The sequence below is a fragment of the Pseudomonas vanderleydeniana genome, from assembly GCF_014268755.2.
In the GTDB taxonomy this organism is placed as follows: Bacteria; Pseudomonadota; Gammaproteobacteria; order Pseudomonadales; family Pseudomonadaceae; genus Aquipseudomonas; species Aquipseudomonas vanderleydeniana.
Window position 1 is genome coordinate 2337538 of the sequence record NZ_CP077093.1, and the last position, 25443, is coordinate 2362980.

Here is a 25443-nt window from a genome sequence, read left to right on the forward strand (position 1 = left end):
GAGATATCGGGACACAGCAAAACAGCTTTTGGGAAATTGCCTACGACGATCTGCGCATAGTCGTAGCGATTGTCAGGTTTTGGTCGATCCGTGACTTTTTGCCGTATAAACTGCGCGCAAAGCGTCGGCCAATAAATGTCACGACGCCACTGATCGAGAGAGTGAGTAATGGGCGCACAGTGGAAGGTTAAACACAAAGAGGCGGCAGCCAACGCCAAGGGCAAGCTGTTCGGCAAGCTGGTCAAGGAAATCACCATCGCCGCGCGCAACGGTGCGGACATTTCCACCAACGCGCACCTGCGCCTGGTGGTCGAGCAGGCGAAGAAAGCCTCGATGCCTCGCGACACCCTGGAGCGCGCGATCAAGAAAGGTTCCGGCCAACTGGGCGAAACCGTGCAGTACCACCGCGTCACCTATGAAGGGTTTGCCCCGCACCAGGTGCCGCTGATCGTCGAGTGCGTCACCGACAACGTCAACCGCACCGTGGCGGAAATCCGCGTGGCGTTCCGCAAGGGCCAACTGGGTGCTTCCGGTTCGGTGTCCTGGGACTTCAACCATGTCGGCCTGATCGAAGCGTCGCCGGACAGCCCGGACGCCGATCCGGAAGTGGCGGCCATCGAAGCCGGTGCGCAGGATTTCGAACCGGGTGAAGAGGGCGCGACCCTGTTCATCACCGAGACCACCGACCTTGATGCCGTGCAGAAGGCCCTGCCGGAGCAGGGGTTCACCGTGCTGTCGGCGAAGCTGGGCTACCAGCCGAAGAACCCGGTCAGCGGCCTGAGCGACGAGCAGATGGCGGAAGTCGAAGCCTTCCTCGAAGGTCTGGACAACCACGACGACGTGCAGGACATGTTCGTCGGCCTGGCGGGCTGATCCCCGACCTCAGCGCACCTGTTCGCGGCGGTCCGCCGCGAACAGGGCCACACATGACTCAAAGCAGCGCGCAAATCTCCTCGAATCCCGGTCGCGCCAGCACTTCAGGCTGAATGCAGCGAGCCTGCAAGCCTTGCAGCGACTCCCGCATGCCCGGCTCGAACTCCCCGTCGACCCGCTCCAGCAACTCCCCCAGCAGAATCCCGAACGCACGCACTTCGATGCGCTGCAGCGCGCGGGTTTCCAGGCTGTCCGTCGGCGAATGGAACGATGCCGCGCCAAAATCCCCCAGCAGGCAATCGCCGTTGGCGTTGTAGAGGATGTTGTGGCCATACAGGTCGCCGTGGCAGAGCCCCAGGCGATGCAGGTGGGCGCCCACCGAGGCTATACCGCGAGCCATGCGCAGGGCCTGTCCAGGGCTGAAGCGGGTGTCGTCGCGATACACGTCGCGACTGCACGAATCGAGGCTGGGCAGCGCGGCCAGGTTGGCGAACTGCGGGTCGATCAGCTCCATCACCAGTCCGGCCTGCTGGTCGGGATGACCGGTGATGCGGCCTTCGACCCGGATCAGGTTCGGGTGCAGGCCGGCGGCGATGCAAGCGTTCATCTCGTTCAACGGCGAACCGTCGCTGGTCATGCTGCCCTTGTACAGCTTGACCGCCACCGGCTGGGCTGCCGCCGAGGGCCGCTGCCATAGCGCCTGGCTGATCACCCCGGAGGCGCCTTCGCCCAGGCGCTGTTCGAGTTGCAGCTGCGCCCAGTCGATATTCGGCGTGGTGTCACCGGCAAGCACCTCGCCCGTGTGATCCAGGTGCGGATTGCCGGCATAGGCGATCCAGGCCAGGCTCGGCAGGGTCAACAGCCATTGTGGCAATTCGTCCAGCTGGTTGGCGGCGATGCGGATCAGTTCCAGGTTGTGGCAGTCGGCCAGGGTGGCCGGCAACTGGCGCAGGCGGTTGCCGGCGAGCATGAGTTTCTGCAGCAGGGGCCGGCGGCCCAGTTCGTCGGGCAGCTCGGCGATCTCGTTGTCGGTCAGGATCAGCCAGCGCAGCAACGGCGGCAGCCCGGCAGCGGGCACGTGCTCGATGCGGTTGGCCTTGAACGCGACCATGCTCAGGCGGGCGCATTGGCCCAGGCAGGCGGGCAGCTCGGTGAACAGGTTGTCGGAACAGAACAGGATGCGCAGATGCGGCAGGCGATGCAGATCATCCGGCAGGCTGCTCAGGCGGTTGCCGCTCAGGTTGAGAATCTCCAGGGAGTCGGCCAGCTGGAAGATTTCCCGGGGAAACTCGGTTAGCCCGCAGGACAGGTCGAGTCGCTTGATGCCGGCCAGCTGGCCGGTGCGCAGTTGATCAAGGGTGTGCATGAGCGGGTGTTCCGTACGGGTCACGATGATCGAAAAAGGCCGCCATCATAGCCGCACGGGCGCGACCTTGCTCGTTGTCCCGCTCAGGGGCCGACTTCCACCAGTTGCCCCAGCCGGCTGCGGGTGCGCGCCAGGTCGATGGCGTTGCCGCCGAGGCTGTCGCGCAGGGGGCGCTCGCCGATCAGTTGCAGACGCTTGTCCTGGTCGTAGAGCACGTCGATCAGGTTGATGAAGCGCTGCTGGGTGGCGATCGGGCAATCCTCCAGGCTGGGCAGTTCGTCGATGATCCAGTCGTCGAAACGGCGGCACAGTTCCAGGTAGTCCATCACCGCCGTGGGTTCTTCGCACAGGTCGGCGAACTCGAAGCGTACGCAACGCTCGTGGTTCTGCCGCACCCTGAGATGCCGCGTGCCGACCGCCAGCGGGCTGGCCGGCGCACCTCGCTGCGGTAGTTGCAGGGCCTCGCGCTGCTCGCTGCTGCCTGGCCAGATGTATCGCCCGTGGGTGAATTGCTGTAGTGCATGGCTGGGCGCCAGGCTGCGGTAGTCGTGGGGGCCACCGACCTCCAGGACCTCCATCCGTGCGTTGATCAGGTCGATCACCGGCTTGAAGCGCGCATGGTAGAGCGGGTTGGGCAGCAGCCCCTCGGGCGGGTAGTTGGACGTCACCACCAGCAGCACCTGGCGTTGGAACAGCGCCTTGAACAGCCGGGTGATCAACATTGCGTCGCCAATGTCATGGACATGGAACTCGTCGAAGCACAGCAACCGGCAGTCGGCGAGCAGTTCATCCAGCGTCGCGCCGAGGGCGTCCGGATGGTCGCGATGACGGAACATGCCCTGGTGCAGCCGGGCGAAGAAGTCGTGGAAGTGCAGCCGCTGTTTCTCGACCAGCGGCATGGCCTGGAAAAAACCGTCCAGCAGCCAGCTCTTGCCGCGGCCTACGGCACCATGCAGGTACAGGCTGCGCAGTTGCGACGGGGCTCCCTGCAACAGCGTCGTGGCCTGTTGTGCCATACGCTCGATGACCCGCTGCTGGCCATGGCTCAGGGTATAGCCCTGCTGGTTGGCCTTGCGCCGGAAATACTCGGGTATCTCGTGGTGCGCGGCGGTGGCACCGTGCTTGCCGGCCAGGCGCTTGTCGAAGAGGCGGCGCAAGCTCGGCCAGCGGGATTGGGTGCTGGGGCGATGAGGGGGTGTGACGGCCAATGGAAAAGCTCCCCCATGGGTGAACGTGCCAGGAAGACCGGGCGCTGCGCCCGGAGGTATTACACTATCTTGCCGGGGACGCGGTGATTTAACCAATAGAAAATGGGCTTGCCAGCCATCTCCAAAGTGGATGACTGTCCGTCGGCGGCTGCAGAAAAAAGATGCAGGCACATGGCCATCTCGTTTATTCTGAGCCGGTAGTTTCATTCCTCAATTTCTTCGTCAAGGTCCCCGCCGCTCAAATGGATTGAGCCATTGAGCGGAGCCCGTGCGAACGTTTAGCGGGGCTGGCCAAATGCACTTCATCCCACGATTCCTGCTGGGCCTGGGCGCTTGCCTGCTGGCCGACAACGCCTTCGCGGCGGTCGTCGGGCAGATCGAGGCTCGGCTGGTCATCACCGCCGGTTGCCAGGTCAGCCAGGGTGCCGCGCAGGTCGGGGCAAGTGGCAGTGCCGCCAGCCTGGACTTCGGCAGCCAGGGGCCGACCTGGGGGGGCCCGTTGAACACCCGCCTGAACAGCAGCAATGGCAACCTGGCGGTGGCCTGCAGTTCGCCGGTCAGCAACCCCACCCAGTTCACTGTCACCATCGATGGCGGGACCCAGGGCGACGGCAGCGTCCGTTACCTGAGTAATGGCAGCCAGCGCATTCCCTATCACCTGTCCGTCGACGAGGCGGGTACGGATCGCTATCCCATCGGCCAGCAGCGCACCTTTGCAACTGGCACGGGGACCTCGATGCCCATTCCGATTCACGGTGCGATCCTCGCCAATACCCGGGCGTTGCCGGCCGGTACCTATCGCGACACGGTCACCATCACGCTGAACTGGTAATCATGCAGCCCTGCCAGTCACCAGGGCGTCTCCCTCAGATATTGGATCCAATTATGGGTGCGCTTTTCCTGATAGGAATCACGGGGATATAGAGGGAACTCCTAAGAAAAGTATTACAAGATTCTGCAAATTCTCCTGCCTAGCTGGCAGCTTTTCCCTTCACTGCTAGGCTGATATCAGCAAGCCATCCGTCAAAGGGATTGAGGTTGTGAAGGGAATCATGGTCATGGCAGTTGTGGGCGCACTGTGTTGTGCCCAGGCATCGGCCGCGCAGCTCCAGGTGGAGGTGCGGGTCAATGTCATGCGTGGCTGCCAGCTGGTCGATGTGCCCCGTGAGGCGGGTGTCGACCAATTGGGTGTGCTCGATTTCGGCAACACCGCCCGCCTGGACGACCGCTCTGGTGCGCTTGGCGCGGCCCTCACCCATTCCCGGCTGCCCCGCTTGGAATGCAACCCCAATACGCCTTATCAGGTACGCATCGACGGCGGTCTGCACGGTGGTGTGGGCGAGGTGCGCTACCTGGCGGGCGAGGAACGCACTACCCCGATTCCCTACCGGATCTACCGGGATGCCGCGCGGCGCATCGCGTTGCCGGTCAACGAGCCGGTGAGCGGGGTCGTCCCCGACAGTGGCTCGGTGGAATTGCCGTTGTACGCGCGGATCGAGCCGCTGGCGCGGATACCGCAGGCCAGCCGTTATACCGATGTACTGAAGGTGACCGTCACCTGGTAGGTGTGTGCATGCAGCTCTCTGCCGGGCGGAGCCGGGCAGGAAAAGGAATGTCGTCCCTGTGCGGACGGCCAATCGGTTGTCTCCTGATGGAAGTAGGATTGGCATATGAAACACCACAACCGCGCGGCGCTGGCCCTTGGGCCCCTGTTGTTCCTGGCGGGAGACGCCGGGGCGACGATGATGACCGGGGCCATCCAGGTCCAGCTGGTCATCTCTCCCGCCTGTGAAGTGGGCTCCGCTGGCACAGCGCTGTCCGGCAATCTCGGCCAGCTGAATTTCGGCAACCAGGGCCCGACCTGGACCGGTCCGATCAATGCCAGCATCCAGAACAGCGGCGCCAACCTGCATGTGACCTGCAATGCCTCGGTCAGCGGTTTCACCGTGACCATCGATGGCGGCGTCAACGGCGACGGCAGCACCCGACGCCTGAGCAATGGCAACCGGACCATCGCCTATCGACTCACCGTCGACGCCGAAGGCAACGACACCTACCGGGTCGGTGAACAACGCAATTTTGCTGTCACTTCCGATGTCCGGAGCCCGATTCCGGTATTCGGCATCGTGGTGGCCAATACCAACGCACTGCCGTCCGGTATCTACAGCGACACGCTGACGGTCACGTTGGACTGGTAACTCAATGGAGGAGAGCATCATGCAGCAACTGGCTTCGCGTCTCGCGTTATCAATGTTGAGCCTGACCCTGGCCGCCAGTGCCCAGGCCGCGACCACCGTCACCGGACAGATCACTTCCACCCTGACCCTGACCAGCAGTTGCCTGGTCAACGGAGCCACCGGCGCCTCGAACCTGAACTTCGGTACCCTGAACTTCGGTACCGCCACCAGCCTGTTCACCCAGGTCGGCATCCAGTTGCAGGCCTCGGGCGGTGGCGCGGTGGCGATCCAGTGCTCGGCCGGTACCACGCCGACGGTGACCGTCCAGGGTGGCCTGCATGATGGCCAGTCCGCGGGCGGCAGCCGGGCCCTGGCCGATGGCGCGGGCAACTTCGTGCCCTACGACCTGTACACCGATGCCGGGCTCAACAACCTGCTGTCCAACACCGGGGTGATCAACCTGGCGACCAGCACCGGTGCGGCGCAGACCATCAACCTGTGGGGCAAGGCGGTCGGCAAGGCCGGGCTGCCGGCGGGTACCTACACCGACACCATTTCCGTGCAACTGAGCTTCTGACATCGATGGCCAGGCATGGATACGCCGCCCTGGTGTTGCTCGCCGGTGCGGGCAGCCTGCCGTTGCCGCTGGCCGCGGTGACCGGCACGACCTTCCAGGTCAGTGCCAGCGTCGTTCCCGGTTGCCTGGTGGTCGGTGGGGTCTCGAACTACGGCAGCCTGAACTACGGCAGCTTCGCGGCGCTGTCGACCAGCCCGGCATCCACCTCGCTGACCAGCGGGGTGCAGTTGCAGTGCACACCGGGAGTGGCGCTGACCATGAGCGTCGATGGCGGGCAGAACAACGCCAGCGGTCGTCATCTCAAGCTCAGTAGCGGTACTTCGCTACTGGCCTACCAGCTGTACAGCGATATCGGCCTGAGCCAGACGGTGGGCGTCGGCCAGAACATCAACGTGGCCTATAGCAATCCGAACAACATCACCCTGCCACTGTATGGCCGGGTGCTTTTACCGGGGAATCTGCCTGCGGGGACCTACAGCGACGTGCTGCAGGTGCAGCTGTCCTGGTAGGGAGCAATTGAATTGAAGGAACAAGGAGCTTTCGTATGCATTCATCCTCCTGGCGCCGGCCGGCCGTACGCTACGGTCTGCTGGCAGCGGCTCTGCTCGGTACGGGCGGGGTCCAGGCGGCGAGTTCGGTACTGATCTGGCCGATCGATCCAGTGCTGGAGGCCGACCAACAGGCCAGCGCATTGTGGCTGGAGAATCGCGGCAACGACACGGCCAACCTGCAGATCCGGGTGTTCGGCTGGACCCAGAGCGGTTTCGACGACCAGTACCAGAATCAGCGCGATGTGATCGGCAGTCCGCCGGTGGCCCGCATCGAGCCCGGACAGAAACAACTGGTGCGCCTGACCCGGACCCGCGAATTGCCGCCGGGGAGCGAGCAGGCCTATCGCATCATCATCGACGAGATTCCGCCGGCGAAGCGCCCGGAGGATGCGAGTGCCGATGGCAAGACCTCGGCGGCGATCCAGTTCCAGATGCGCTATTCGGTGCCGCTGTTCGCCTATGGCGCGGGGCTGTGGAGCAAGGAGGACGCCAGCCGCCCGCGCGACCCCAAGAGTGCCGGGGTGCCCGAGCTGAGCTGGCGCAAGGTGGCCGAAGGGGGCCGTTCCTACATCGAGATCCGCAACCGGGGGGCCGTGCATGCCCGCCTGACGGACGTGACGGTCAGGCAGGGTGGCCAGCTCCGACCGGTGGCCGAAGGCCTGATGGGCTATGTGCTGCCAGGCGCGACCATGCGCTGGCCGGTGCCTGAGCCCCTGGCCAGCGGCCAGGAGCTGGTGCTGCGGGTCAACGGTGCGCCGCAGACCCAGAGTGTCCGGGCGGGGCAGTGACGAACGGGGAGTAGTCCGAGTGTCGGTTCGTCGGATCCAACGCCGGCCATGGGGGGCCATGGGCTATTGCTGGCTGATGCTGGTCACGGCATCCGAGGCCGGCGAACTGCCGCCGCCACCGACCAGCCTGGAGGCGATGCCCGATGCTCAGTTGTACCTCGAACTGCTGGTCAACCAGATGGACACCGGCAAGGTCATCGTCGTCGAGCAGCGCGCCGGGCGGCTGTTCCTGTCGGCCGGCGACCTGCTGGCGGTCGGCATGAAGCTGCCGACGCCGGTCGCCGCCGAAGTGGCACTCGACCAGGTGCCGGGCTTGCACAGCGACTACGACAGCCAGGGCCAGCGCCTGCTGCTGAGTGTGCCACCGGACTGGCTGCCGGCGCAGTTCCTCGGCAATCGCCAGGCCTACCCGCGTAGCCCGGCGCTGACCAGCTTCGGCGCCATGCTCAACTATGACGTGTACCTGAACGACACCGACGACGCCGGGACCTATCTGGCGGCCTGGAACGAACTGCGGGTGTTCGACACCTGGGGCACCGTGTCCAACACCGGGCAGTACCGACGCAGTTTCGGTGCCAATGCGGGCAACGGCCTGAACAACGGCTATCGGCGCTATGACACCACCTGGCGCTTCTCCGATGACGAGCGGATGTTGACCTACGAGGCCGGCGACGTGGTCAGCGGGGCCTTGCCCTGGAGCAGTTCGGTGCGCCTGGGCGGGGTGCAGTTCTCACGCGACTTCGGTGTGCGCCCGGACCTGGTGACCTATCCGTTGCCGCAGTTCGCCGGAGAAGCGGCGGTGCCGTCCTCGGTGGACCTGTTCATCAATGGCTTCAAGTCTTCCAGCGATCGCGTGCAGCCAGGCCCCTATACCCTGACCAACATTCCGTTCATCAACGGTGCGGGCGAGGCGGTGGTGGTGACCACCGACGCCCTCGGCCGGCAGGTTTCCACCACCGTGCCGTTCTATGTCACCAGCAGCCTATTGCAAAAGGGGTTGTCGGACTTCTCGGTGGCGGCCGGTACCCTGCGTCGCGACTACGCCTTGCGCGACTTCGGCTACGGCCCCGGCGTGACCTCCGGCAGCCTGCGTTACGGCGTCACCGACAGCTTTACCCTGGAGAGTCACGCCGAGGCCGCCAGCGACCTGACCCTCGCTGGCGTCGGTGGCAACCTGCGCCTGGGCAACTTCGGGGTCCTCAACAGCGCCGTCAGCCAGAGCCGCTTCGACGGTCGCCAGGGCCAGCAGTTGAGCCTCGGCTACCAGTACAGCAACCAGCGCTACAGCCTGTCCTACCAGCGACTGGAACGGCGCGACGAGTATGCCGACCTGTCGGTGATCGACAGCCCCTTTATCACCTTGAGCAAACGCAGCGAGCAGGTCACGGCCAGCGTCAATCTCGACAGCTGGGGCAGCCTGGGCGCCGGCTATTTCGATATCCGCGCTGCCGACGATACCCGTACCCGGCTGGTGAACCTGAGCTGGAGCCGGGCCCTGTGGGGTGGCAGCAGCTTCTATCTGTCGGCCAACCGCGAAATCGGCGACAGCAACTGGGCGGTGCAGGCCCAGGTGGTGATTCCCTTCGACCTCAGCGGCAGCCTGAGCATGAGTGTCGAACGCAGTACCAGTGGGCAGACCCGCGAGCGGGTCAACTTCAGCCGGGCGGTGCCGACCCAGGGCGGCCTCGGCTACAACCTCGGTTATGCCCATGGCCAGGGCCCGGACTACCGCCAGGCCGACCTGACCTGGCGCCTGCAGTCGGTGCAACTGCAGGCCGGCGTCTACGGCAGCAGCGACGCCGAGACCCGTTGGGCGGATGCCAGTGGCTCGCTGGTCTGGATGGACCGGCAGGTATTCGCCGCCAACCGCATCAACGACGCCTTCGTGGTGGTCAGCACCGACGGTCATGCGAAGGTGCCGGTGCGCTACGAGAACCAGTTGGTCGGCGAAACCGACAGCTCCGGGCGGCTGCTGGTGCCGTGGAGCAGTGGCTACTACAGCGGCAAGTACGAGATCGACCCGCTGAACCTGCCGGCCGACATCCGCAGTCCCAAGGTCGAGCAGCGGGTTGCGGTTCGTCGGGGCAGCGGCTACCTGTTGCAGTTCCCGCTGACGCGTATCGTCGCCGCCAGCGTCGAGCTGGTCGACGCCCGTCACCAGCCGCTGCCGCTGGGGGCCAACGTCATTCATGAGCAGTCCGGTACGGCGGCGGTGGTCGGCTGGGATGGGCTGGTCTACCTGGAAAACCTGGCGAAGCAGAACACATTGAACGTGACTCTGGCCGATGGTGGCACCTGCCAGGTGCAGTTCGCCCTGGCGGAGTCCGACGGGCAGGTACCGCTGATCGGTCCATTGGTGTGTCAGTAGGGGCAAGGAGGTGTTCGGTGAGGATATGCGCGATGGTATCGGGCGTGCTGTTGAGCGTGCTGGCCTGCCAGGCCCATGCACTGTGCTCGACCGTGGCGACGACGCCTGTGGGCTTCGGTTCGGTCAGTTCGATCGTGGCCCGGACCACGGTGCAGCCGTCCTCGACCCTCAATGCCGGGCTGCGTTGCAGTGGCTCGCTGCTGAGCGTGCTGGCGCTCAATGATCATGTCTACGCCACGGTGACGTCGACCAGGGCCGGCCTGGTTGGCCCTACCGGCGACGTCATCACCTACAACATCTACGCCACCAACAACACCGGTGCCGTCTACCTGATCAACCGCGGTACCCAGTACGATTTCGCCCGTAACAGCATTCTCGACCTGCTGGGGTTGCTGGGTAGCGTCACGCCGAAGACCGTGCCGATGTATTTCGGCACGATCACCGGCAACAATGTCGCGGCTGGGGTCTATACCGAAACCCTGAGCATCTTCTGGGACTGGAATTACTGCTCCGGCATCGGTGCCCTGGGGGCCTGCCTAGGGCGGGATATCAACTCGGGAACGGTCACGCTCACGGTCAGCATGACCGTCAACAACGACTGCACGGTGAGCGCGCCGAACATCAGCTTTGGCGGGGCCCCGGTGGTCAGTGGCTTCAGCACCATCAACCAGAGCATCAATATTTCCTGTACCAAGGGCAGTCCCTACACGGTGGGCCTGGATGCCGGGCAGAACGCCAGTGCCGGACGGCGGCGCATGGTGTCCGGGAGCAACTCCCTTTCCTACGACATCTTCAAGGGGGCCGGGACCACGGTCTGGGGCAGCGTTGGCGCGGCGCGGCGGTCGAGCAGCGACGCCGAGGTCAACCCCGGCAACGGCCTCGGCATTGGCAGCCAGGTGTTCAACTACAACGCCAAGGTCTATACCGACCAACTGACACCGGCGGCCGGCAGCTACCTGGACAACGTGATCCTCGACGTCGGGTTCTGAACCTTCGGGCACAACCCCACGGCTTGCGCTCGCCTAGCGTTCGATACTGCGGTTCCAGCGGGCGTTCCATTCCGGACGCAGCAGGTTGACCTGGTCCCAGTCGATCGCCACGGCAGTTTCCAGATACTGCTTCATTGCCTCGACCTGGCCACGGGTGCGGTCGGTCGTCGGGGTATTGGGGTTGGACGGGATCTGGTCGCCATCCTCCAGCGCTGCCGCCTGGGCCTGGGGCGTAAGCAGGAACTCGGCGAGTTTCTGCGCCAGTTCCGGCTGGTTGTTATTGGCGATCGCACATTCGGCGACGTTGAGCACCACCGCGCCCTCCTTGGGTTGCGCGTACTCTACCGGGATGCCCTTGAGCTTGAGCGCGGTGACCTGGGTCGGCGTCAAGGGGAACAGCGCCGCCTCGTCGGTCTGGACCATTTCCGACAGTTTGGCCGAGCTGGGGATGTACTCCAGCACGTTGCGTCCCACGCTCGTTGGCCAGGCCTTGAAGCCCGGGTCGACGTTGGTCTCGTTGCCGCCCTGGAGTCGGTTGAACATCAGGAAACCGTGCAGGCCGAACGTTGACGAGGACATCGACTGGAACACCAGCCTGTCCTTGTACTTGCTGTCCGCCATGTCCATCCACGAGGTGGGGGCGGACCAGCCCTTTTCCTTGAACAGGCGGGTGTTGTAGGCCAGCCCCGTCACGCCCAGGCTGACGGCCACCGCTTCGTCCTTGATCCGGCCCTTGGCGGGGATCTGTGCCAGGGTCGGGTTGTCCTGCAGCTTGCTGCACAGACCCATGGAAATCGCCCGGTACATGATCCCGTCATCGAGGAAGATCACATGCAACTGCGGGTTGTCCTTGCTCGCCTGGACCTTGGCGAGGATGTCGGCGGAGGTGCCGGGGACGATCACCACCTTCACGTTATTGGCCTTTTCGAAGGGCGGCAGCACCTTGTCGGCATACAGCCGTTCCATGGTCCCGCCGTTCATGCCCAGGTAGAGCGTCGGCTCGGCCTGGGCCGGAGTGGCCAGGAGCAGGGCGGCGAGAGGCAGGCAGGACAAACCGATCAGGGCATTGCGTGGGGCATTGTTCATGGCGCGATCTTCCTCTGGGTTCTGACGGCCCGCTCAAGCGGCGGGAGTGGCTTGGAAACGTTGGATGGAAAAAGCCTCGATCGGCGTCGAGGACTGGCCCTGGCAAACCAGTTCGGCGAGTACTTCGCCGACCGCCGGGCCGATCTGGAAGCCGGCCCCGGCGAAACCGAACGCATGCAGCAGGCCGGGTTGGGTCGAGCTCGGGCCGATCACCGGCTGGCGATCGGGCAGGTAGCCTTCGGTACCGCTCCAGGTGCGGATCGCCTGGGCGCCTTTCAGAAACGGATAGAGTTCGACGGCCTGGCGGAGAATTTCCAGGACGGCGCCCTGTCCCGGTCGGGCACGGGCGCTGTCGAGGGCAAAGCCCTGGCCACCGCCCAGCACACAGTTGCCGCGTGCGACCTGGCGGGCGTAGATACCGCCGCCCTCGACGCCGGTGCTGGCGTTCATCACCCATGGCAGCGGTTCGGTCACCAGCATCGCCGGATGACCGGAGTGGATCGGTACCGCCTCGCCAAAGCGGGCGGCGAGGGTGCCGGCCCAGGCTCCGGCGCAATTGAGCAGCCAATCGCAACGGATCTCCCGACCATCGCGGGTATGCAGGTGGAAGCGCCGGCCGTCGTGCTCGACCTGGCTGACTTCGCTTTGTTCCAGGACGTTGGCGCCGAGACGACGCGCAGCCCGGGCAAAGGCCGGCGACACCAGGCGCGGGTTGGCGTGCCCGTCGTCAGGGCAGAAGGAGGCGCCCTCGGCGATCTGCCCCACCCAGGGAAAGCGCTGGTGCAGTTGCGTGCGGTCCAGTATCTGCAGGTCGAGCCCCAATCCCCGGCTGCTCTCGGCATAGGCCTGCAGGGCGGCCAGGTCCTCGGGGCTGCGAGCGAGCTTTAGATGCCCGCAACGCTGGTACTCGCCGTCAATGCCGATCAGTTCGGGCAGGCGGCTCCAGATCCCGTGGGCACGTTGCGACAGCGGCAACTGCGACAGCGGTCGGCCCTGGCGACGGACTCCACCATAATTCACGCCGCTGGAGTGGCTGCCACAGAAGTCCCGTTCCAGCAGGGCCACGCTTCGACCCTGGCGACTCAGGGCCAGGGCCGCCGAGGAACCGACAATGCCGCCCCCCAGGATGGCTACCTCGACCTCGATCATGGCGCGACCTCCACGCCGAACGGCAACGGTTTGATCGGCGCCTGGGCCCGCAGTCGGCCGATGGCATCCAGGGGGCGGCCGCTTTCACGGGCAATGATCTCCGCCGCTGCCGCACCGCAGATCCGGCCCTGGCAGCGCCCCATGCCGACCCGGCAATGGGCCTTGACCCGGTTGATCTCCCAATGCCCCTCGCGAACCACCGTGCGGACTTCACCGACCCGCACCTCCTCGCAGCGGCAGAGCACCAATTCATCCGGCGCTTCGTGCGCCCAATGCTCGGGAAAGGGGAAGGCGTTCTCCAGGCCCGTGCGAAACCGGCCGATGCGCGCCAGGCATGCTTCCAGATCGGCGCTACGGATGGCGTCGACGGTGTAGCCCTGGTCTTCCAGCAGTGCCAGGGCGGCGCGTTCGCCGGCCCGCTCCGCGGCATCGGCACCCATGATGCCGGCACCGTCGCCGGCCAGGTAGATCCCGGCCACGCTGCTGCGCCCGGCGCGATCGCGCTCCGGCAGCCAACTGCGGTTCAACGGGTCCCAGTCGAACCGGCAACCCAGCAGGTCGGCCAGTTGGGTTTCGCTGCGCAGGCCATGGGCGAAGGCTACGGCATCGCATTCAAGCGAATGCGCCTGGCCAGCCTGGTGCCAGTGCAATGCCTGCACCTGCTGGTCGCCTTCGATGCGTTGCAGGTGCGCGGCCTGGTGCACGGGCACTCCATGGGCACCCAGCCAGCCCCGGTAGTACACGCCCTTGGCGAGGGTCAGCGGTTGCCCGAGCAGCCCCGGCAGCGCCTTGCATTGTGCGCTGAAGGGCGCGCTGTCGAGCACCGCCACGACTTTGGCCCCGGCCTTGGCGTACTGGTAGGCCACCAGGTAGAGCAGGGGGCCGCTGCCGGCGAAGACCACCCGTTCGCCGATGGCGCACCCCTGGAACTTCAGGGCGATCTGCGCCGCCCCGAGGCTGTAGGCACCTGGCAGGGTCCAGCCGGGCACCGGCAGTACGCGATCGGTGGCGCCGGTGGCGACGATCACCGCCGAGTATTCGAGGTGCTCGGTACGGCCCCGGCACAAGGTATCGAGCGCGCCGTGTTCGGCGTTCCACACCAGGGTTTCGGGGCGATAGTCCAGCTGCCCGCGCAACTTGTCGAGGGCCTGGTGGATGGCCCCGGCCTTGGTGGCCTCGAAGCCATACAACTGCTCGGGTGAGCGGCGGAAATTCTCCGGTTGCTGCCGATAGATCTGTCCGCCCCCTCGGGGCGACTCGTCCAGCAGCACCGGTCGCAGGCCATGTTCGACCAGGGTCTGGGCGGCGCGAATGCCGGCCGGCCCGGCACCGACGATCAGCACGGGTTTCATGATCGCACGCTCCCTTCGCGGTTCACCTGTTGCCCGGCTTCGAGCATCGTCGAGCAGGCGCGGACCCGGCGCCCGTCGGCCAGGCGGACCCAGCAGTCCTGGCAGGCGCCCATCAGGCAGAAGCCTGCACGGGGCTCACCGCTGAAGTCGCTGTGGCGCAGGTGTTCACCGGCGGTCAGCAGCGCGGTCAGCAGGGTATCGCCCTGCAGGCCGCTGGCCGGCTGGCCGTCGAGGGTAAAGTCCAGGGCCGGGCGTTCCGTCTCGGCCAGTCGTTTCAGCAGCGCCATAGCAGCCTCATTGTTTGCCTACCAGGACCCGATCGAGGCCGTAGACCCGGTCGAGCAGAATCATCGTCAGTGCCGTGAGCGCGATCACCAGTGCCGAGACCGCCGCCATCATCGGGTCGATGGACTCGGTGGCGTACACGTACATGCGCACCGGCAGTGTCTGGGTCGCGGGCGAGGTGACGAAGATCGACAGGGTCACCTCGTCGAAGCTGTTGATGAACGCCAGCAGCCAGCCACCGGCGACACCCGGCAGGATCATCGGCAGGGTGATCTGGCGAAACAGCGTGAAACGTCCCGCACCGAGGGATTCGGCGGCCTGCTCGGCGCTGCGGTCCAGGCCGATGGCGGCCGCCAGCACCAGGCGCAGCACGTAGGGGGTGATCACCAGCACGTGGGCCAGGATCAGCCAGCTGAAGCTGCCATTGACGCCCATCAGGGCGAACAGCCGCAGCAGTGCCACCCCGAGCACCAGGTGCGGAATGATGATCGGGGAGAGGAACAGACCGTTGAGAAAGTCCCGCCCGGGGAACCGGTGACGGGTCATCGCGAGGGCCGCCGGAACGGCGATCAGGGTCGCCAGGCTGGCGGCGCTGAAGGCCAGCAGCAGGCTGTTGTAGAACGCCTGGACGAAGTCCGCCCGCTCGAACACTGCACGGAACCAGCGCAGGGAAAAGTTCGTGGTCGGCAGGCTCAGGGTGTTTTCCGGAGTGAACGCCACCAGGCATACCACGACCAGCGGTGCGAGCATGAACACCACGATCAGGCTATGGAACAGCAGGGCCAACGGGCCGTTTCTGGACATTTACATGGCCCCCAGGGATTTCTTGTAGCGACGTTCGATCATCCGGTTCCACGACAGCATGATCAGCAGGTTGAGCAACAGCAGCGTCACCGCGATTGCCGCGCCCATCGGCCAGTTGAGTTCCGACAGGTACTGGTCGTAGACCAGCGTCGCGACCATCTTCAGCCGGCGTCCGCCGAGCAGACCGGGAATCGCGAAGGAGCTGGCGGACAGGCCGAACACGATCAGCGTGCCGGACAGCACGCCGGGCATGACCTGGGGCAGGACCACCAGGCGCATCACCCTGGCGTGACTGGCGCCGAGGGACAGGGCGGCCTGTTCGGCAGCCGGGTCGAGTTTCTGCAATGAGGTCCAGACCGGGATGATCATGAACGGCAACATCACATGGACCAGGGCGATCACTACCGCGAAGGGCGTGTAGAGCAGCTTCATCGGCGCCAGGCCGATGGCCTGCAGGCTCTGGTTGACCAGGCCGTCGGCGCCCAGCAGCAGGCTCCAGCCGAAGGCCCGCACCACCACCGAGATCAGTAGCGGGGTGAGGATCAGGATCAGGAAGATCGAACGCCACGGGCGGCCCATGCGGCTGAGGATGTAGGCTTCGGGCACGCCGATCAGCACGCAGAGCAGGGTGGTCAGGCCGCTGATCCAGAAGGTGCGCAGGAAAATCTCGTAGAAGTACGGGTCGCTGAACAGCACACCGTAGTGTTCCAGGGTATAGGCGTTGTCCTGGACACCGCTCTGGTAGTCGAAGACGTTGAGCGACAGCACGGCGGTCAACCCCAGCGGCAGTACCAGCAGGCCGATGTACAGGGCCAGTGCCGGTGCCGACAGCAGGTAGCCATGTCGGCCCTGGCGCATCCGCGCCAGCAGGCTCATGCTGGCACCTCGCCGGTTTCCAGTACCCGCAGCAGTTCGGCAGGCCAGTCCAGGCCGACCGCGCTGCCTTCCTCCAGCGGTGCCGAGCCATCGTTGCGGCGGACCACGCTGAGTTCACCGAGGGCGGTGTCGACGCGGTACAGCCATTGGCTGCCGAGGAAGAAGCGTGTGCGGATTCGTCCGGGCAGGCGCCCGGAACCGGCGGCCAGCAGGTCGATCTTTTCCGGGCGCAGGCTCAGGGTCAGGGTGCCTTCGCCCGGCACTTGGCGGACCTGTGGACAGCCATGGACGTCACGGTCTCCCGGCAACAGGTTGGCCTTGCCGACGAAGCCGGAGATGAAGCGGGTGCGCGGGTGTTCGTAGAGGCGATAGGGTTCGTCGACCTGGGTGATACGCCCGGCCTGCATCACCACCACGCGATCGCTGACGGACAGCGCCTCGGCCTGGTCGTGGGTGACCATCAGGGTGGTGATGCCGACCTCGCGCTGGATGCGACGAATCTCGAACTGCATTTCCTCGCGCAGGTTGGCGTCGAGGTTCGACAGCGGCTCATCGAGCAGCAGCACCGGTGGCTCGATCACCAGAGCGCGGGCCAGGGCGACACGCTGGCGCTGACCACCGGAGAGCTCGCGCGGATAACGCTCGGCATGCCGATCCAGGCGCACCAGTTGCAGCACCGTCGCCACACGCCGCTGCACCTCGGCCGCCGCAACCTTGCGCATGCGCAGGCCGAAGGCGACGTTGTCCGCGACGGTCATGTGGGGAAACAGGGCGTAACTCTGGAATACCACGCCCAAGCCCCGGCTGCTGGGCTTGGCATGGGTGATATCGCGCTGGCCGAGCAGGATCCGCCCGGCACTGACCTCGACGAAACCGGCGATCATCTGCAGGGTCGTGGTCTTGCCGCAACCGGAGGGGCCAAGCAGCGAGACGAACTCGCCCTTGTCCACCGCCAGGTCGGTGGCGACCACCGCTTCGAGGGCGCCATAGCGTTTGCACACGCCTTCAAGTCGTAGAAAGGCCATAACTGCGTTCCACCTTGGGTTGTTGTGCACGGCGAGGTGCACGTTTCTTGTCATGGGCAGAGACGAAGGGGCGTTGCGTGGGTGCGTGGTGCTCGACGGCGGTCGGCTACCGGTGTTGTTCGAATCGCCCCTTGTGGACGCAGAGTAGGACGAAGCCTAGGATGTGCGAAAGGGTGAATTTCACTGAAAGAATGACTATTTTCACTTTCATTCATTCAGCAGATTAATAGGTGAGAAATTGAATAATGAATTCCACTGAGCGGAATGAAAAGTCGAACGAAGTCGGTGTGGGGGCGGTCTCCCGCTTGTTTGCGGTGTTGCGCAGCCTCGGTGACTCGCCGGAGGGCGGCGAGCGGGTCACGCAACTGGCCGAGCGCATCGGCCTGTCGCAGCCGACCACCCATCGCCTGCTGCGCAGCCTCATGGAGGAGGGCATGGTCGAACAGGATGCTCGCAGCAAGCGCTACCGCCTGAGTCTGGAGTTCTTCGCCCTGGCCGCCCGGGCCGGGCGCAGCGGCAACCTGCGTGAACTGGTCCGTCCGGCGTTGCTGCGATTGTCCGCCTCGTTGGGCGACTCGCTGTTTCTGCTGGCGCGCAGCGGTTTCGATGCGATCTGCCTGGATCGCAGCGAGGGGCCCTTCCCGATTCGCACCTTTACCGGCGATATCGGCGGGCGCGTGGCCCTGGGCGTCGGGCAGGGGAGCCTGGCGATTCTGGCCTACCTGCCGGAAGACGAGCGGGAAACGGTGATTCGCTACAACCTGCCACGGCTGCGCGACTTTCACCTGTACGACGAGGTGTTCCTGCGTTCGGAGGTCGAGAATGTACGCAAGCTCGGTTATGCCGGGCGCAATACCGGCGTGTTGCAGGGTATGGCGGGGCTGGCCGTGCCGATCCTCGATCGTGAGGGCCGGGCGGTCGCGGCCTTGAGCGTGGCGACCATTACCGATCGCCTCGGGCCGGACCGTTTGCCAACGGTGGTGGAGTTGCTCAAGCGCGAGGCGGCGGCAATCGGCCCGCGGATCAATCCGTTCGATCCCCTGCTGCGCAGGCCTTCGCAGATTTTCGCAACCCCGGAGTAGCGGCTTCTGCTGGTCCTTGCGCGGGCCTCAAGATCGGCTCGCGGATGAACCCGCGAACGGTTTCTCTCAAGCCCCGAGCCGCTAGAACGGTGTGGTCTGCTGCAGCACCTGCGCCACCGGGGTGTCGGCCGGCGCCACCATCGCGTAGTTGTAGCCGGGGCTGGACCAGTACTCGGCCTGCAATTCGCCATCGCGGCGGCGGCCACGCTCCAGCAGATGATTCTGAGGTCCTGGCGGGCGCATGTAGTAGGTGATCCGCTGTCCTTGCGGGCCTTCGTACAGCACCATCGCCGCTGCACCCTGTTCGGTGCTCAGCAGGCGTGCGCTGACCGGCTTGAAACCGGCGCTGTCCAGGTTCGGCAGGCGGTTGGCCCGGCTGAAGTAGCGGTCGAGCCAGCCCTGCAGGTCGCCGTTCTGCTCGACCTTGAAGTCCGCCGGCAGGATGTCCTGGGTGGCGAACATCCGGTAGGCCTGCACGGCATCGGCCATGGGCAGTGGGCTCGGCAGGGTCAACTGGCGGGCCTGCCAGCCGCTCACGCCGCCGACACTCACGGCGATCAGCAGCACCGCTGCGCTGGCCAGGTAGCGTCGGGAACGTTCACCTCGACGCTGGCGGATGACCGCCGGGTCCAGCTCGGGATTGGCCGGCATCTGCAGGGCACCGCCGAGGGCCGCGCGCAGGTGCTGGGCATCCTGTTGCCAGGCGCGGACCTGGCGGGCCACGTCGGGGTGGCTGGCGAGGTAGGTGTCCATCAATTGCCGGTCGGCATCGCTGAGCCGATGGTCGACGTAGGCATGCAGGTCGCGTTCGCTGGGAGGCATGGTGATCATTTCAGTATCCGCAGGGAAGGGCTGGTGATTTCGCCGTCGCTGAGCTGGCGCAGGGCCTGGCGGGCGCGGGACAGGCGCGACATCACGGTGCCGATGGGGACGTCGAGGATTTCGGCGACTTCCTTGTAGCTCAGACCCTCCACCGAGACCCAGAGCAGCAGCGCCCGCTGTTCCACCGGCAGGCGTTCGAAGGACTCCAGGGTCGATTGTGCCACCACCGTGCGTTCCACCGAAGGCTCGCTGTCATCGCGGCCGGTGAAGAACTCCAGCATCCGCGCATAGCGACGCTGGCGCCGATGGGCGTCGAGGAACTGCCGGTAGAGGATCGAGAACAGCCAGGCGCGCAGGTCGCCGTCGGGACGTTTCCTGCCCCAGCTGGACAGCGCCCGCTCCAGGCTGGCCTGGACCAGGTCGTCGGCGCTGCTCGGGTTGCGGGTCAGCGACACGGCAAAGCGCCGCATGCGGGGGATCAGTTCACGTAACTGTTCGTCGAGTTCGTTCATGGAAACCTGCTGGAGCCTGGCCAGTCACTACGCTTGGGAGAGGAAGACGTCCGTGGCTGAAGGTTATTCCAGTCTGCGGAAAAATAATGATCAAAAAAAATTATCGGGGCCTGGGAATAACCCATGACGGCCTGCGTCCTACTCGCTCCCCAACCGTGTGGCCGCCCAGGGCCCTGGAGTTTTTCATGGTAGATCACACCCCGCCGCCACTGAGCGGTACGAGCAAGGTTCTGCGCCTGTCCGCCATCGCCGTGGTCGTCGCGGTGCTGGCCGGCGCCTTCGGCTATGTCGGTGGCCGGCTCGATCCGCAGCGCCTGACACCGGCGCGCATCGTCGACAAGCTGGAAAGCAACAGCGGCCACTATCCGGGGCTGCGGCGCAACCATGCCAAGGGCGTCTGTGTCGCCGGCTATTTCGAAAGCAGCGATGAAGCCCGCCCGTATTCGACCGCCAGGGTCTTCGCCGAGGGCAGCGTGCCGGTTGAAGGCCGGTTTGCCTTGCCCGGCGGCAACCCCTACGCGCCGGACAGCAGTGTGCCGATCCGCAGCCTGGGGTTGCGCTTCATTCTCGCCAATGGCCAGCAATGGCGGACCGGCATGAACAGCATGCCGGTGTTCCCGGTGAGCACGCCGCAAGCCTTCTACGAGCAGCTCAAGGCCTCCGCGCCGGACCCGGCGACCGGCAAGCCGAACCCGGCGGCGATGGCGGCGTTCTTTGCCGCGCATCCGGAAACCGCCCAGTTCCTGCAGTGGGTCAAGACCGCCAAGCCATCGGCGAGCTACGCCACCGAGAGCTACAACGCGCTGAACGCGTTCTACCTGGTCAATGCCGCGGGCCAGCGCCAGGCGGTCCGTTGGGGCTATGTGCCGTTGAGCCAGGATGCCCCGGGGGCGGTGGCGCCGGCCGGTGCCGATTATCTGGAACAGGACCTGGTACAGCGCCTGGCGGCCGGTCCGCTGAAATGGACGTTGCGCATCACCCTGGCCAACCCCGGCGATCCGGTCGACGACGCGAGCAAGGCCTGGACCGGCGAGCACAAGGTGCTCAATGCCGGCACCCTGGTGCTGGAGAGCACACAGCCGCAGGACAGTGGCGATTGCCGTGACATCAACTACGACCCGCTGGTCCTGCCCAGTGGTATCGAGGCTTCGGCCGACCCGTTGCTGGCGGCGCGCTCGGCGGCGTATGCCAGTTCCTACCTGCGTCGTACCAGTGAGGTCGGCCAATTGCCTGCCAGCCACGCCAAACAGGAGTCCCGCCCATGAGCGCCCCGTTGAAGCATTTCGTCCCCCTGGCGCGCCTGCTGCACTGGCTGATGGCGCTGATGATCCTGGCCATGCTGTTCATCGGCGCCGGGATGGTGGCGTCGGTTTCGGCGCGGCACGAGTGGCTGATCGACCTGCACAAGCCGCTGGGCATCGCGATCCTGGGGTTGGCGATCGTGCGGCTTGGCGTACGCTTCGGCACGCGCCAGCCGGCGTTGCCCCGGGACCTGCCTGCCTGGCAGGTGCTGTCGGCGAAGCTCTCCCATGTGGTGCTGTATGGGTTGATGCTGGTGCTGCCGCTGCTGGGATGGGCGATGATTTCCGCGGCCGGTGATCCGGTGATGCTCGGCAGTTCGATCCGCTTGCCGGCGCTGCTGTCGGCCGATGCCGCGACCTTCGCCTTCCTGCGCAAGGCCCATGGCTACCTGGCCTACCTGTTGTTCCTGACCGTGCTGGTGCATCTGGCGGCGGCGCTGTTCCATGGCTGGATTCGTCGGGATGGGGTGCTGGAGAGCATGCTGCGGGGCAAGAACTGAGGTTCGTGCCGGTCATGCGAGCCTCTTCGCGGCGGTTCGGCGCCCCGACAAGCCCTGCTCCTGCAGTCATGGGGCGTGCCCAAGAGCCGCGACTCTGAACTGTAGGAGCAGGGCTTGCCCGCGAAGAGGGCTCCCCTGACTCAACGCGGTTTCATCCTCTCAGCGACCACCACCAGTACACCAGCGCAGTGGCACTGATTGCCGCCCCCAGCAGGCAGACCCCCGTCCACCCGGCCCAGGCATACATCGCGGTGGCGCCAACGGCACCGCTGGCGCTGCCGATCGAGTAGAACAGCATGTAGCCCGCCGCCAGCCGGCTCTGCGCCTGGGGCCGGACGCCATAGATGAGCGCCTGGCTGGTCACGTGCACCGCCTGCAGGCCCAGGTCCAGGGCGATCACCCCGAGCAGCAGGGCCCAGAGCGAGGATTGGGTAAAGGCGATCGGCAGCCAGGACAGCAGCATCATCGCCAGTGACAGGCCGCTCACCCACTGGGCCCGACCACGATCGGCCCAATGCCCGGCGCGCGCCGCGCCCAATGCACTGGCCGCGCCGGCCAGGCCGAACAGGCCGATCTCGGTATGCGACAACGACAGTGGCGGGGCGCTCAGGGGCAGCACCAGCGGGGTCCACAACACGGTCCCGGCGGCGAAGATCAGCATCGCCAGCACCGCTCGGTCGCGCAGGACCTTTTCCTCGCGGAACAACCCGAACAGCGAGGCGATCAGCGCGCCGTAGCCCTGGCGTGGCTTGACCGGCTCGTGGCGAGGCAGGACCTGCCAGAGTGCCACGGCCATCAGCAGCGTCAGCAGCGCCGACAGCAGGTAGACCGAGCGCCAGCCGGCCAGGTCGGCCATGCCGCCGGCGACGGTGCGGGCCAGCAGCAGGCCGACGACGATGCCACTGGTGACGCTGCCGACGACCTGCCCGCGCTCAGCCGGCGCGGCCAACTGCGCGGCATAGGCCACCAGGGTCTGGGTCACCACCGCCAGCAGGCCGACCAGGCTCATGCCCAGCAACAGCCAGGCACTGCCGGGGGCCAGGGCAACGAGCAGCAGGGCCGCGACCGACAACAGCATCTGGCCGACGATCAGGCGCCGACGGTTGAGCAGGTCGCCCAGCGGTACCAGCAGCAACAGGCCCAGGCCGTAGCCGACCTGGCTGAGGCTGACCACGATGCCCACGGTGGCGTGGTCCATGGCGAAGGTATCGGCCATCGCATCCAGCAGTGGCTGGGCGTAATACACGTTGCCCACCGACAGGCCGCAGGCGATGGCGAAGAGCAGGACGGTCATGCCGGAAAGCCGGCTGCCGGCCTGCGCGATGGCCTGGTCGGCCTGGGCTTCAAGCGCCATTGAAGGGCTCCTCGAATAACTGGTTTCAATTTAAAACCACTTGTACCCTAGAGAGACCGGTTTTACATTGCAACCACATTTTTCTGTCGAGGGGCCGTGCCATGGTCAAACGTTCCAGCCTGGAAGCCGCCGAGTGCCCGGTGGCGCGCTCGGTGGGAGCCATCGGTGATGGTTGGTCCTTGCTGATCATTCGCGACGCGTTCGACGGCATTCGCCGCTTCTGCGATTTCCAGCGCAACCTGGGCGTGGCGAGGAATGTGCTGGCTACGCGCTTGAAGAGCCTGGTGGGGCATGGGGTGCTGGTCGTCGTTCCGGCGTCGGATGGCAGTGCCTACCAGGAGTACGTGTTGACGGAAAAGGGCAGGGGGCTGTTCAACCTGATCATCGGGCTGCGCCAGTGGGGCGAGGCGCATTTCTACGGACCCCAGGAGCCGCATTCGGTGATGGTCGACCGTGAGCGCGGAATGCCGCTCAGACCGCTGGAATTGCGGGCCGAAGACGGTCGCCTGGTGGGGCCGGACGACTGCCGGCGCATTCCGGCCGATTGACCGTTCATGCGCCGGCAGTGGGCGACGGTCAGCCTAGAGCGGGACCCGATTGAACAGCGTCACGGCGATGATCCGCGCGCCATCGACACGCACCTGCAGCAGTCCCCTTGGCACCGGCTGGCCCTGCTGGTAACTCTCCACCAGCACCCGGTCCGCTGCCGTCGTGGTCGCCAGCAGGCGGTGCGGTGGCCGCAACAGGGCCCGTATCGCCGGCGAGATCGGAAAGTGCTCGCGGTCGTCCCGCACCGCCTCGCAGAACTCCAGCACCACGGCACGGGGTGCGGGGGGCGGGGGCGAGGTCATGCCTGCTTCGGTGAACAGCTGGTTCAGGCGGTCGGCGGTGGCGACAGCCCTGGGGAAACCGGTGAACGCCGAAGCCTGCAACAGCAGTTCGGTGTATTCGCCCGGTGCCAGTCCGGAGGCCAGGCCGGTCTTGAAATGCACACCCAGGGGCGGCCCGACCATGCCCGAGGCGATGATCGCGGCAAGGGTAGCCGCCTCGCGCAGCCGCGGATCGAGGCCGGGGCGCTGGTGCAGGTGGCCGTAGACCACGCCGACGGCCAGTTCGCCGAGGGCGGGCGTGGTGTGGAACAGGGCATCCAGGCGGGCACCGCCGTCGGGTACGAGTTCGATGAATTGCCTGCGGCCTTCGCGGTAGAGCGTGGCCATGGGGTCGTTGTCGTGCATGCTGTCTCCATTGGCGATCGTGAGCAAGCGTTCGCGCGTCGACGACAGCAGGACATCGACAGCTGGCAGACTAGCCAATCCGCGCGAAAATGCTAGCGCGAGGGTGTTCTGCCGCGGCCGGATCGCGGCTAGAGTGGTGGCTTTGCCTGAACGGAGCGGGACCATGGCGACGTTTTACGATGCACGCGGGAACATCTATGCGGTGGCCAGTCCTGACGAACTGCGCGGACTGGGGCTGGCGGTGCCGGCCGATGCCGCGCAGGCGGCGTTGCAGCGGCGCGACTGGTCCGTCGCGGCGGTGGAGGCCTTGTGCGGCTGGGCGGGCCAGGAACCGGGGCGCGCTGGCAAGCACCATCGCTCCGACGGGCTGCTGGTCGGGCCGTTCCAGTGCGCAGCACCGTTCGATCTGCTGATCGTCAATACCGACGGCACCCTGGCCGAGCGCAGTGGCAACGGCCTGACGATCTTTTCCCAGGCCCTGAGCGAGCAGGGGCTGCTGCCGGCTGAGGGCAGCAGCCTGTTGCGCGTCCATCATGATCAGCCGGGTGGTCTCTCTCCCGTCGCGACGGCGGTCGAGCCGGCACAGGTCGAGGGGCAGCCGGGTTTCTGGCTGGCCCTGGGCAGGCCAGAGTTCGGCCCTGCGGCGGTAGGCGCCCGTGGTGCCGGGCAGGCTGGGTTGAATGGGCGCCAATTGAGTCGTGTGGCTTCTCTGGCGGAGTTGAATGACGCCTGGCAGCGTAGCCAGTTCGTGCGTGTCGGCAACCCCCATTGTGTGACGCTGGTCGAGGATGTCTCGGCCCTGCCGAGCAATGCGCAAATGCTGGAAGCAACCCTGGAACCAGGTCTGACCGCGATTGCCTTTGCGCCACCGCTGGGCAGCGGCGAGCCATGCCCGGCCGGGGTCAACCTGCAGTGGGCGACGCTCGAGGCTCCCGGGCAGTTGCAGGCGCGAGTGTTCGAGCGTGGCGAGGGCCCGACAGCCTCTTCGGGCACCAGCGCCAGCGCGGTGGCCTGTGCGGCCTGGCGGGTGGGTTGGGTCGCCGCCGGCGAAGTGCGGGTGAGCATGCCGGGTGGCACCGCACCGATTCGCCTGCTGGAGCAGGCCGGCGAACTGCAGAGTGTCCAGCTGTTCGGCGCGGCCCGGCGCCAGGTCTGATCGTGAC

Annotated in this window: 27 protein-coding genes; 14 read left to right on the forward strand and 13 right to left on the reverse strand. The window is 65.9% G+C overall.

Translation table 11 applies throughout. From position 1 onward, the window contains the following. Nucleotides 1–168 precede the first annotated feature (168 nt). Nucleotides 169–873, forward strand: a complete 705-nt coding sequence (locus HU752_RS10530) for a YebC/PmpR family DNA-binding transcriptional regulator (protein ID WP_186681691.1) — start codon at nt 169–171, stop codon at nt 871–873. Nucleotides 874–931: 58 nt separating this feature from the next. On the opposite strand, the gene HU752_RS10535 is transcribed toward HU752_RS10530, so the two are convergent. Together HU752_RS10535 and zapE are read right to left on the reverse strand one after the other, a co-directional pair. Next, nucleotides 932–2239, reverse strand: a complete 1308-nt coding sequence (locus HU752_RS10535; RefSeq protein ID WP_186681690.1) for a leucine-rich repeat-containing protein kinase family protein — start codon at nt 2237–2239, stop codon at nt 932–934. Between the two features lie 83 nt (nt 2240–2322). Beyond that, a complete protein-coding gene (zapE, locus tag HU752_RS10540; protein WP_186681688.1) occupies nt 2323–3447 on the reverse strand; it encodes a cell division protein ZapE in 1125 nt (374 codons plus the stop codon). Between the two features lie 295 nt (nt 3448–3742). Between zapE and HU752_RS10545 the strand changes: the two genes are divergently transcribed. The 8 genes from HU752_RS10545 (at nt 3743) to HU752_RS10580 (ending at nt 10897) form a co-directional block, all read left to right on the forward strand. After that, nucleotides 3743–4279 (forward strand): Csu type fimbrial protein, encoded by a 537-nt coding sequence (locus HU752_RS10545; protein ID WP_186681686.1) that lies wholly within the window; start codon nt 3743–3745, stop codon nt 4277–4279. Nucleotides 4280–4499: 220 nt separating this feature from the next. After that, on the forward strand, nt 4500–5012 hold the full coding sequence (locus tag HU752_RS10550; protein WP_189656592.1) for a Csu type fimbrial protein: 513 nt from the start codon (nt 4500–4502) through the stop codon (nt 5010–5012). Nucleotides 5013–5117: 105 nt separating this feature from the next. Beyond that, nucleotides 5118–5645, forward strand: a complete 528-nt coding sequence (locus HU752_RS10555) for a Csu type fimbrial protein (RefSeq protein WP_186681682.1) — start codon at nt 5118–5120, stop codon at nt 5643–5645. Nucleotides 5646–5664: 19 nt separating this feature from the next. Next, the gene (locus HU752_RS10560) at nt 5665–6201 is read left to right on the forward strand and encodes a Csu type fimbrial protein (protein WP_186681681.1); all 537 of its coding nucleotides are present in this window, start codon (nt 5665–5667) and stop codon (nt 6199–6201) included. A 5-nt stretch (nt 6202–6206) separates the two neighbouring features. After that, entirely contained in the window at nt 6207–6710 is a 504-nt protein-coding gene (locus HU752_RS10565; protein WP_186681679.1) for a Csu type fimbrial protein, read from the forward strand. Between the two features lie 35 nt (nt 6711–6745). Next, complete coding sequence (locus HU752_RS10570; RefSeq protein WP_186681677.1) at nt 6746–7540, forward strand: fimbrial biogenesis chaperone; 795 nt, start codon at nt 6746–6748, stop codon at nt 7538–7540. A 58-nt stretch (nt 7541–7598) separates the two neighbouring features. Further along, on the forward strand, nt 7599–9908 hold the full coding sequence (locus HU752_RS10575; protein ID WP_186681877.1) for a fimbria/pilus outer membrane usher protein: 2310 nt from the start codon (nt 7599–7601) through the stop codon (nt 9906–9908). A 32-nt stretch (nt 9909–9940) separates the two neighbouring features. Beyond that, nucleotides 9941–10897, forward strand: a complete 957-nt coding sequence (locus HU752_RS10580) for a Csu type fimbrial protein (protein ID WP_186681675.1) — start codon at nt 9941–9943, stop codon at nt 10895–10897. A 33-nt stretch (nt 10898–10930) separates the two neighbouring features. Here HU752_RS10580 and HU752_RS10585 read toward each other — a convergent pair whose 3' ends face one another. From HU752_RS10585 to HU752_RS10615, 7 genes are read right to left on the reverse strand one after another with little or no spacing between them, the layout of a single operon-like run. Continuing rightward, on the reverse strand, nt 10931–11983 hold the full coding sequence (locus HU752_RS10585; protein ID WP_186681674.1) for an ABC transporter substrate-binding protein: 1053 nt from the start codon (nt 11981–11983) through the stop codon (nt 10931–10933). A 33-nt stretch (nt 11984–12016) separates the two neighbouring features. Then, on the reverse strand, nt 12017–13132 hold the full coding sequence (locus HU752_RS10590) for an NAD(P)/FAD-dependent oxidoreductase (RefSeq protein ID WP_186681672.1): 1116 nt from the start codon (nt 13130–13132) through the stop codon (nt 12017–12019). Then, entirely contained in the window at nt 13129–14484 is a 1356-nt protein-coding gene (locus HU752_RS10595; protein ID WP_186681670.1) for an FAD/NAD(P)-dependent oxidoreductase, read from the reverse strand. The genes HU752_RS10590 and HU752_RS10595 overlap by 4 nt, the downstream gene beginning before the upstream one ends. After that, the gene (locus tag HU752_RS10600) at nt 14481–14771 is read right to left on the reverse strand and encodes a (2Fe-2S)-binding protein (protein ID WP_186681668.1); all 291 of its coding nucleotides are present in this window, start codon (nt 14769–14771) and stop codon (nt 14481–14483) included. Before HU752_RS10600 ends, HU752_RS10595 begins: the two co-directional genes overlap by 4 nt. Nucleotides 14772–14778: 7 nt before the next feature. After that, nucleotides 14779–15573 carry an ABC transporter permease gene (locus tag HU752_RS10605; protein ID WP_186681666.1) on the reverse strand — a complete coding sequence of 265 codons (795 nt, stop codon included), beginning with the start codon at nt 15571–15573 and terminating at the stop codon, nt 14779–14781. Then, complete coding sequence (locus HU752_RS10610; protein ID WP_186681664.1) at nt 15574–16449, reverse strand: ABC transporter permease; 876 nt, start codon at nt 16447–16449, stop codon at nt 15574–15576. Beyond that, nucleotides 16446–17474, reverse strand: coding sequence for an ABC transporter ATP-binding protein (locus tag HU752_RS10615; RefSeq protein ID WP_186681662.1), 1029 nt, complete (start codon nt 17472–17474; stop codon nt 16446–16448). Before HU752_RS10615 ends, HU752_RS10610 begins: the two co-directional genes overlap by 4 nt. A gap of 242 nt (nt 17475–17716) precedes the next feature. On the opposite strand from HU752_RS10615, the gene HU752_RS10620 reads away from it, so the two are divergent. After that, nucleotides 17717–18556: an IclR family transcriptional regulator gene (locus HU752_RS10620; protein ID WP_186681875.1), complete on the forward strand. Its 840-nt coding sequence runs from the start codon at nt 17717–17719 to the stop codon at nt 18554–18556. Between the two features lie 81 nt (nt 18557–18637). Here HU752_RS10620 and HU752_RS10625 read toward each other — a convergent pair whose 3' ends face one another. Both HU752_RS10625 and HU752_RS10630 read right to left on the reverse strand, forming a co-directional pair. Beyond that, a complete protein-coding gene (locus HU752_RS10625; RefSeq protein WP_186681660.1) occupies nt 18638–19387 on the reverse strand; it encodes an anti-sigma factor family protein in 750 nt (249 codons plus the stop codon). After that, nucleotides 19384–19890, reverse strand: coding sequence for a sigma-70 family RNA polymerase sigma factor (locus HU752_RS10630; protein WP_186681658.1), 507 nt, complete (start codon nt 19888–19890; stop codon nt 19384–19386). The genes HU752_RS10625 and HU752_RS10630 overlap by 4 nt, the downstream gene beginning before the upstream one ends. Nucleotides 19891–20075: 185 nt before the next feature. On the opposite strand from HU752_RS10630, the gene HU752_RS10635 reads away from it, so the two are divergent. Further along, the gene (locus HU752_RS10635) at nt 20076–21155 is read left to right on the forward strand and encodes a catalase family peroxidase (protein ID WP_186681656.1); all 1080 of its coding nucleotides are present in this window, start codon (nt 20076–20078) and stop codon (nt 21153–21155) included. After that, a complete protein-coding gene (locus HU752_RS10640; protein WP_186681654.1) occupies nt 21152–21691 on the forward strand; it encodes a cytochrome b in 540 nt (179 codons plus the stop codon). Before HU752_RS10635 ends, HU752_RS10640 begins: the two co-directional genes overlap by 4 nt. A 151-nt stretch (nt 21692–21842) precedes the next feature. On the opposite strand, the gene HU752_RS10645 is transcribed toward HU752_RS10640, so the two are convergent. Next, a complete protein-coding gene (locus HU752_RS10645; protein ID WP_437182339.1) occupies nt 21843–23045 on the reverse strand; it encodes an MFS transporter in 1203 nt (400 codons plus the stop codon). A gap of 101 nt (nt 23046–23146) precedes the next feature. On the opposite strand from HU752_RS10645, the gene HU752_RS10650 reads away from it, so the two are divergent. Next, nucleotides 23147–23593, forward strand: a complete 447-nt coding sequence (locus HU752_RS10650; RefSeq protein ID WP_186681653.1) for a winged helix-turn-helix transcriptional regulator — start codon at nt 23147–23149, stop codon at nt 23591–23593. A gap of 33 nt (nt 23594–23626) precedes the next feature. Here HU752_RS10650 and HU752_RS10655 read toward each other — a convergent pair whose 3' ends face one another. Next, on the reverse strand, nt 23627–24280 hold the full coding sequence (locus HU752_RS10655; protein WP_186681651.1) for a carboxymuconolactone decarboxylase family protein: 654 nt from the start codon (nt 24278–24280) through the stop codon (nt 23627–23629). Nucleotides 24281–24443: 163 nt separating this feature from the next. Here HU752_RS10655 and HU752_RS10660 point away from each other — a divergent pair, with 163 nt between their 5' ends. Continuing rightward, nucleotides 24444–25436 carry a diaminopimelate epimerase gene (locus HU752_RS10660; RefSeq protein ID WP_186681649.1) on the forward strand — a complete coding sequence of 331 codons (993 nt, stop codon included), beginning with the start codon at nt 24444–24446 and terminating at the stop codon, nt 25434–25436. Nucleotides 25437–25443 lie beyond the last annotated feature (7 nt).

Excerpts from the sequence above, each read along its gene's own strand:
- HU752_RS10530 (WP_186681691.1), top strand. The coding sequence starts at position 169 with ATGGGCGCACAGTGGAAGGTTAAACACAAAGAGGCGGCAGCCAACGCC.
- HU752_RS10535 (WP_186681690.1), bottom strand. The coding sequence starts at position 2,239 with ATGCACACCCTTGATCAACTGCGCACCGGCCAGCTGGCCGGCATCAAG.
- HU752_RS10545 (WP_186681686.1), top strand. The coding sequence starts at position 3,743 with ATGCACTTCATCCCACGATTCCTGCTGGGCCTGGGCGCTTGCCTGCTG.
- HU752_RS10550 (WP_189656592.1), top strand. The coding sequence starts at position 4,500 with ATGGTCATGGCAGTTGTGGGCGCACTGTGTTGTGCCCAGGCATCGGCC.
- HU752_RS10555 (WP_186681682.1), top strand. The coding sequence starts at position 5,118 with ATGAAACACCACAACCGCGCGGCGCTGGCCCTTGGGCCCCTGTTGTTC.
- HU752_RS10560 (WP_186681681.1), top strand. The coding sequence starts at position 5,665 with ATGCAGCAACTGGCTTCGCGTCTCGCGTTATCAATGTTGAGCCTGACC.
- HU752_RS10565 (WP_186681679.1), top strand. The coding sequence starts at position 6,207 with ATGGCCAGGCATGGATACGCCGCCCTGGTGTTGCTCGCCGGTGCGGGC.
- HU752_RS10570 (WP_186681677.1), top strand. The coding sequence starts at position 6,746 with ATGCATTCATCCTCCTGGCGCCGGCCGGCCGTACGCTACGGTCTGCTG.
- HU752_RS10575 (WP_186681877.1), top strand. The coding sequence starts at position 7,599 with ATGGGCTATTGCTGGCTGATGCTGGTCACGGCATCCGAGGCCGGCGAA.
- HU752_RS10580 (WP_186681675.1), top strand. The coding sequence starts at position 9,941 with ATGGTATCGGGCGTGCTGTTGAGCGTGCTGGCCTGCCAGGCCCATGCA.
- HU752_RS10585 (WP_186681674.1), bottom strand. The coding sequence starts at position 11,983 with ATGAACAATGCCCCACGCAATGCCCTGATCGGTTTGTCCTGCCTGCCT.
- HU752_RS10590 (WP_186681672.1), bottom strand. The coding sequence starts at position 13,132 with ATGATCGAGGTCGAGGTAGCCATCCTGGGGGGCGGCATTGTCGGTTCC.
- HU752_RS10595 (WP_186681670.1), bottom strand. The coding sequence starts at position 14,484 with ATGAAACCCGTGCTGATCGTCGGTGCCGGGCCGGCCGGCATTCGCGCC.
- HU752_RS10600 (WP_186681668.1), bottom strand. The coding sequence starts at position 14,771 with ATGGCGCTGCTGAAACGACTGGCCGAGACGGAACGCCCGGCCCTGGAC.
- HU752_RS10605 (WP_186681666.1), bottom strand. The coding sequence starts at position 15,573 with ATGTCCAGAAACGGCCCGTTGGCCCTGCTGTTCCATAGCCTGATCGTG.
- HU752_RS10610 (WP_186681664.1), bottom strand. The coding sequence starts at position 16,449 with ATGAGCCTGCTGGCGCGGATGCGCCAGGGCCGACATGGCTACCTGCTG.
- HU752_RS10615 (WP_186681662.1), bottom strand. The coding sequence starts at position 17,474 with ATGGCCTTTCTACGACTTGAAGGCGTGTGCAAACGCTATGGCGCCCTC.
- HU752_RS10625 (WP_186681660.1), bottom strand. The coding sequence starts at position 19,387 with ATGATCACCATGCCTCCCAGCGAACGCGACCTGCATGCCTACGTCGAC.
- HU752_RS10630 (WP_186681658.1), bottom strand. The coding sequence starts at position 19,890 with ATGAACGAACTCGACGAACAGTTACGTGAACTGATCCCCCGCATGCGG.
- HU752_RS10635 (WP_186681656.1), top strand. The coding sequence starts at position 20,076 with ATGGTAGATCACACCCCGCCGCCACTGAGCGGTACGAGCAAGGTTCTG.
- HU752_RS10640 (WP_186681654.1), top strand. The coding sequence starts at position 21,152 with ATGAGCGCCCCGTTGAAGCATTTCGTCCCCCTGGCGCGCCTGCTGCAC.
- HU752_RS10645 (WP_437182339.1), bottom strand. The coding sequence starts at position 23,045 with ATGGCGCTTGAAGCCCAGGCCGACCAGGCCATCGCGCAGGCCGGCAGC.
- HU752_RS10650 (WP_186681653.1), top strand. The coding sequence starts at position 23,147 with ATGGTCAAACGTTCCAGCCTGGAAGCCGCCGAGTGCCCGGTGGCGCGC.
- HU752_RS10655 (WP_186681651.1), bottom strand. The coding sequence starts at position 24,280 with ATGCACGACAACGACCCCATGGCCACGCTCTACCGCGAAGGCCGCAGG.
- HU752_RS10660 (WP_186681649.1), top strand. The coding sequence starts at position 24,444 with ATGGCGACGTTTTACGATGCACGCGGGAACATCTATGCGGTGGCCAGT.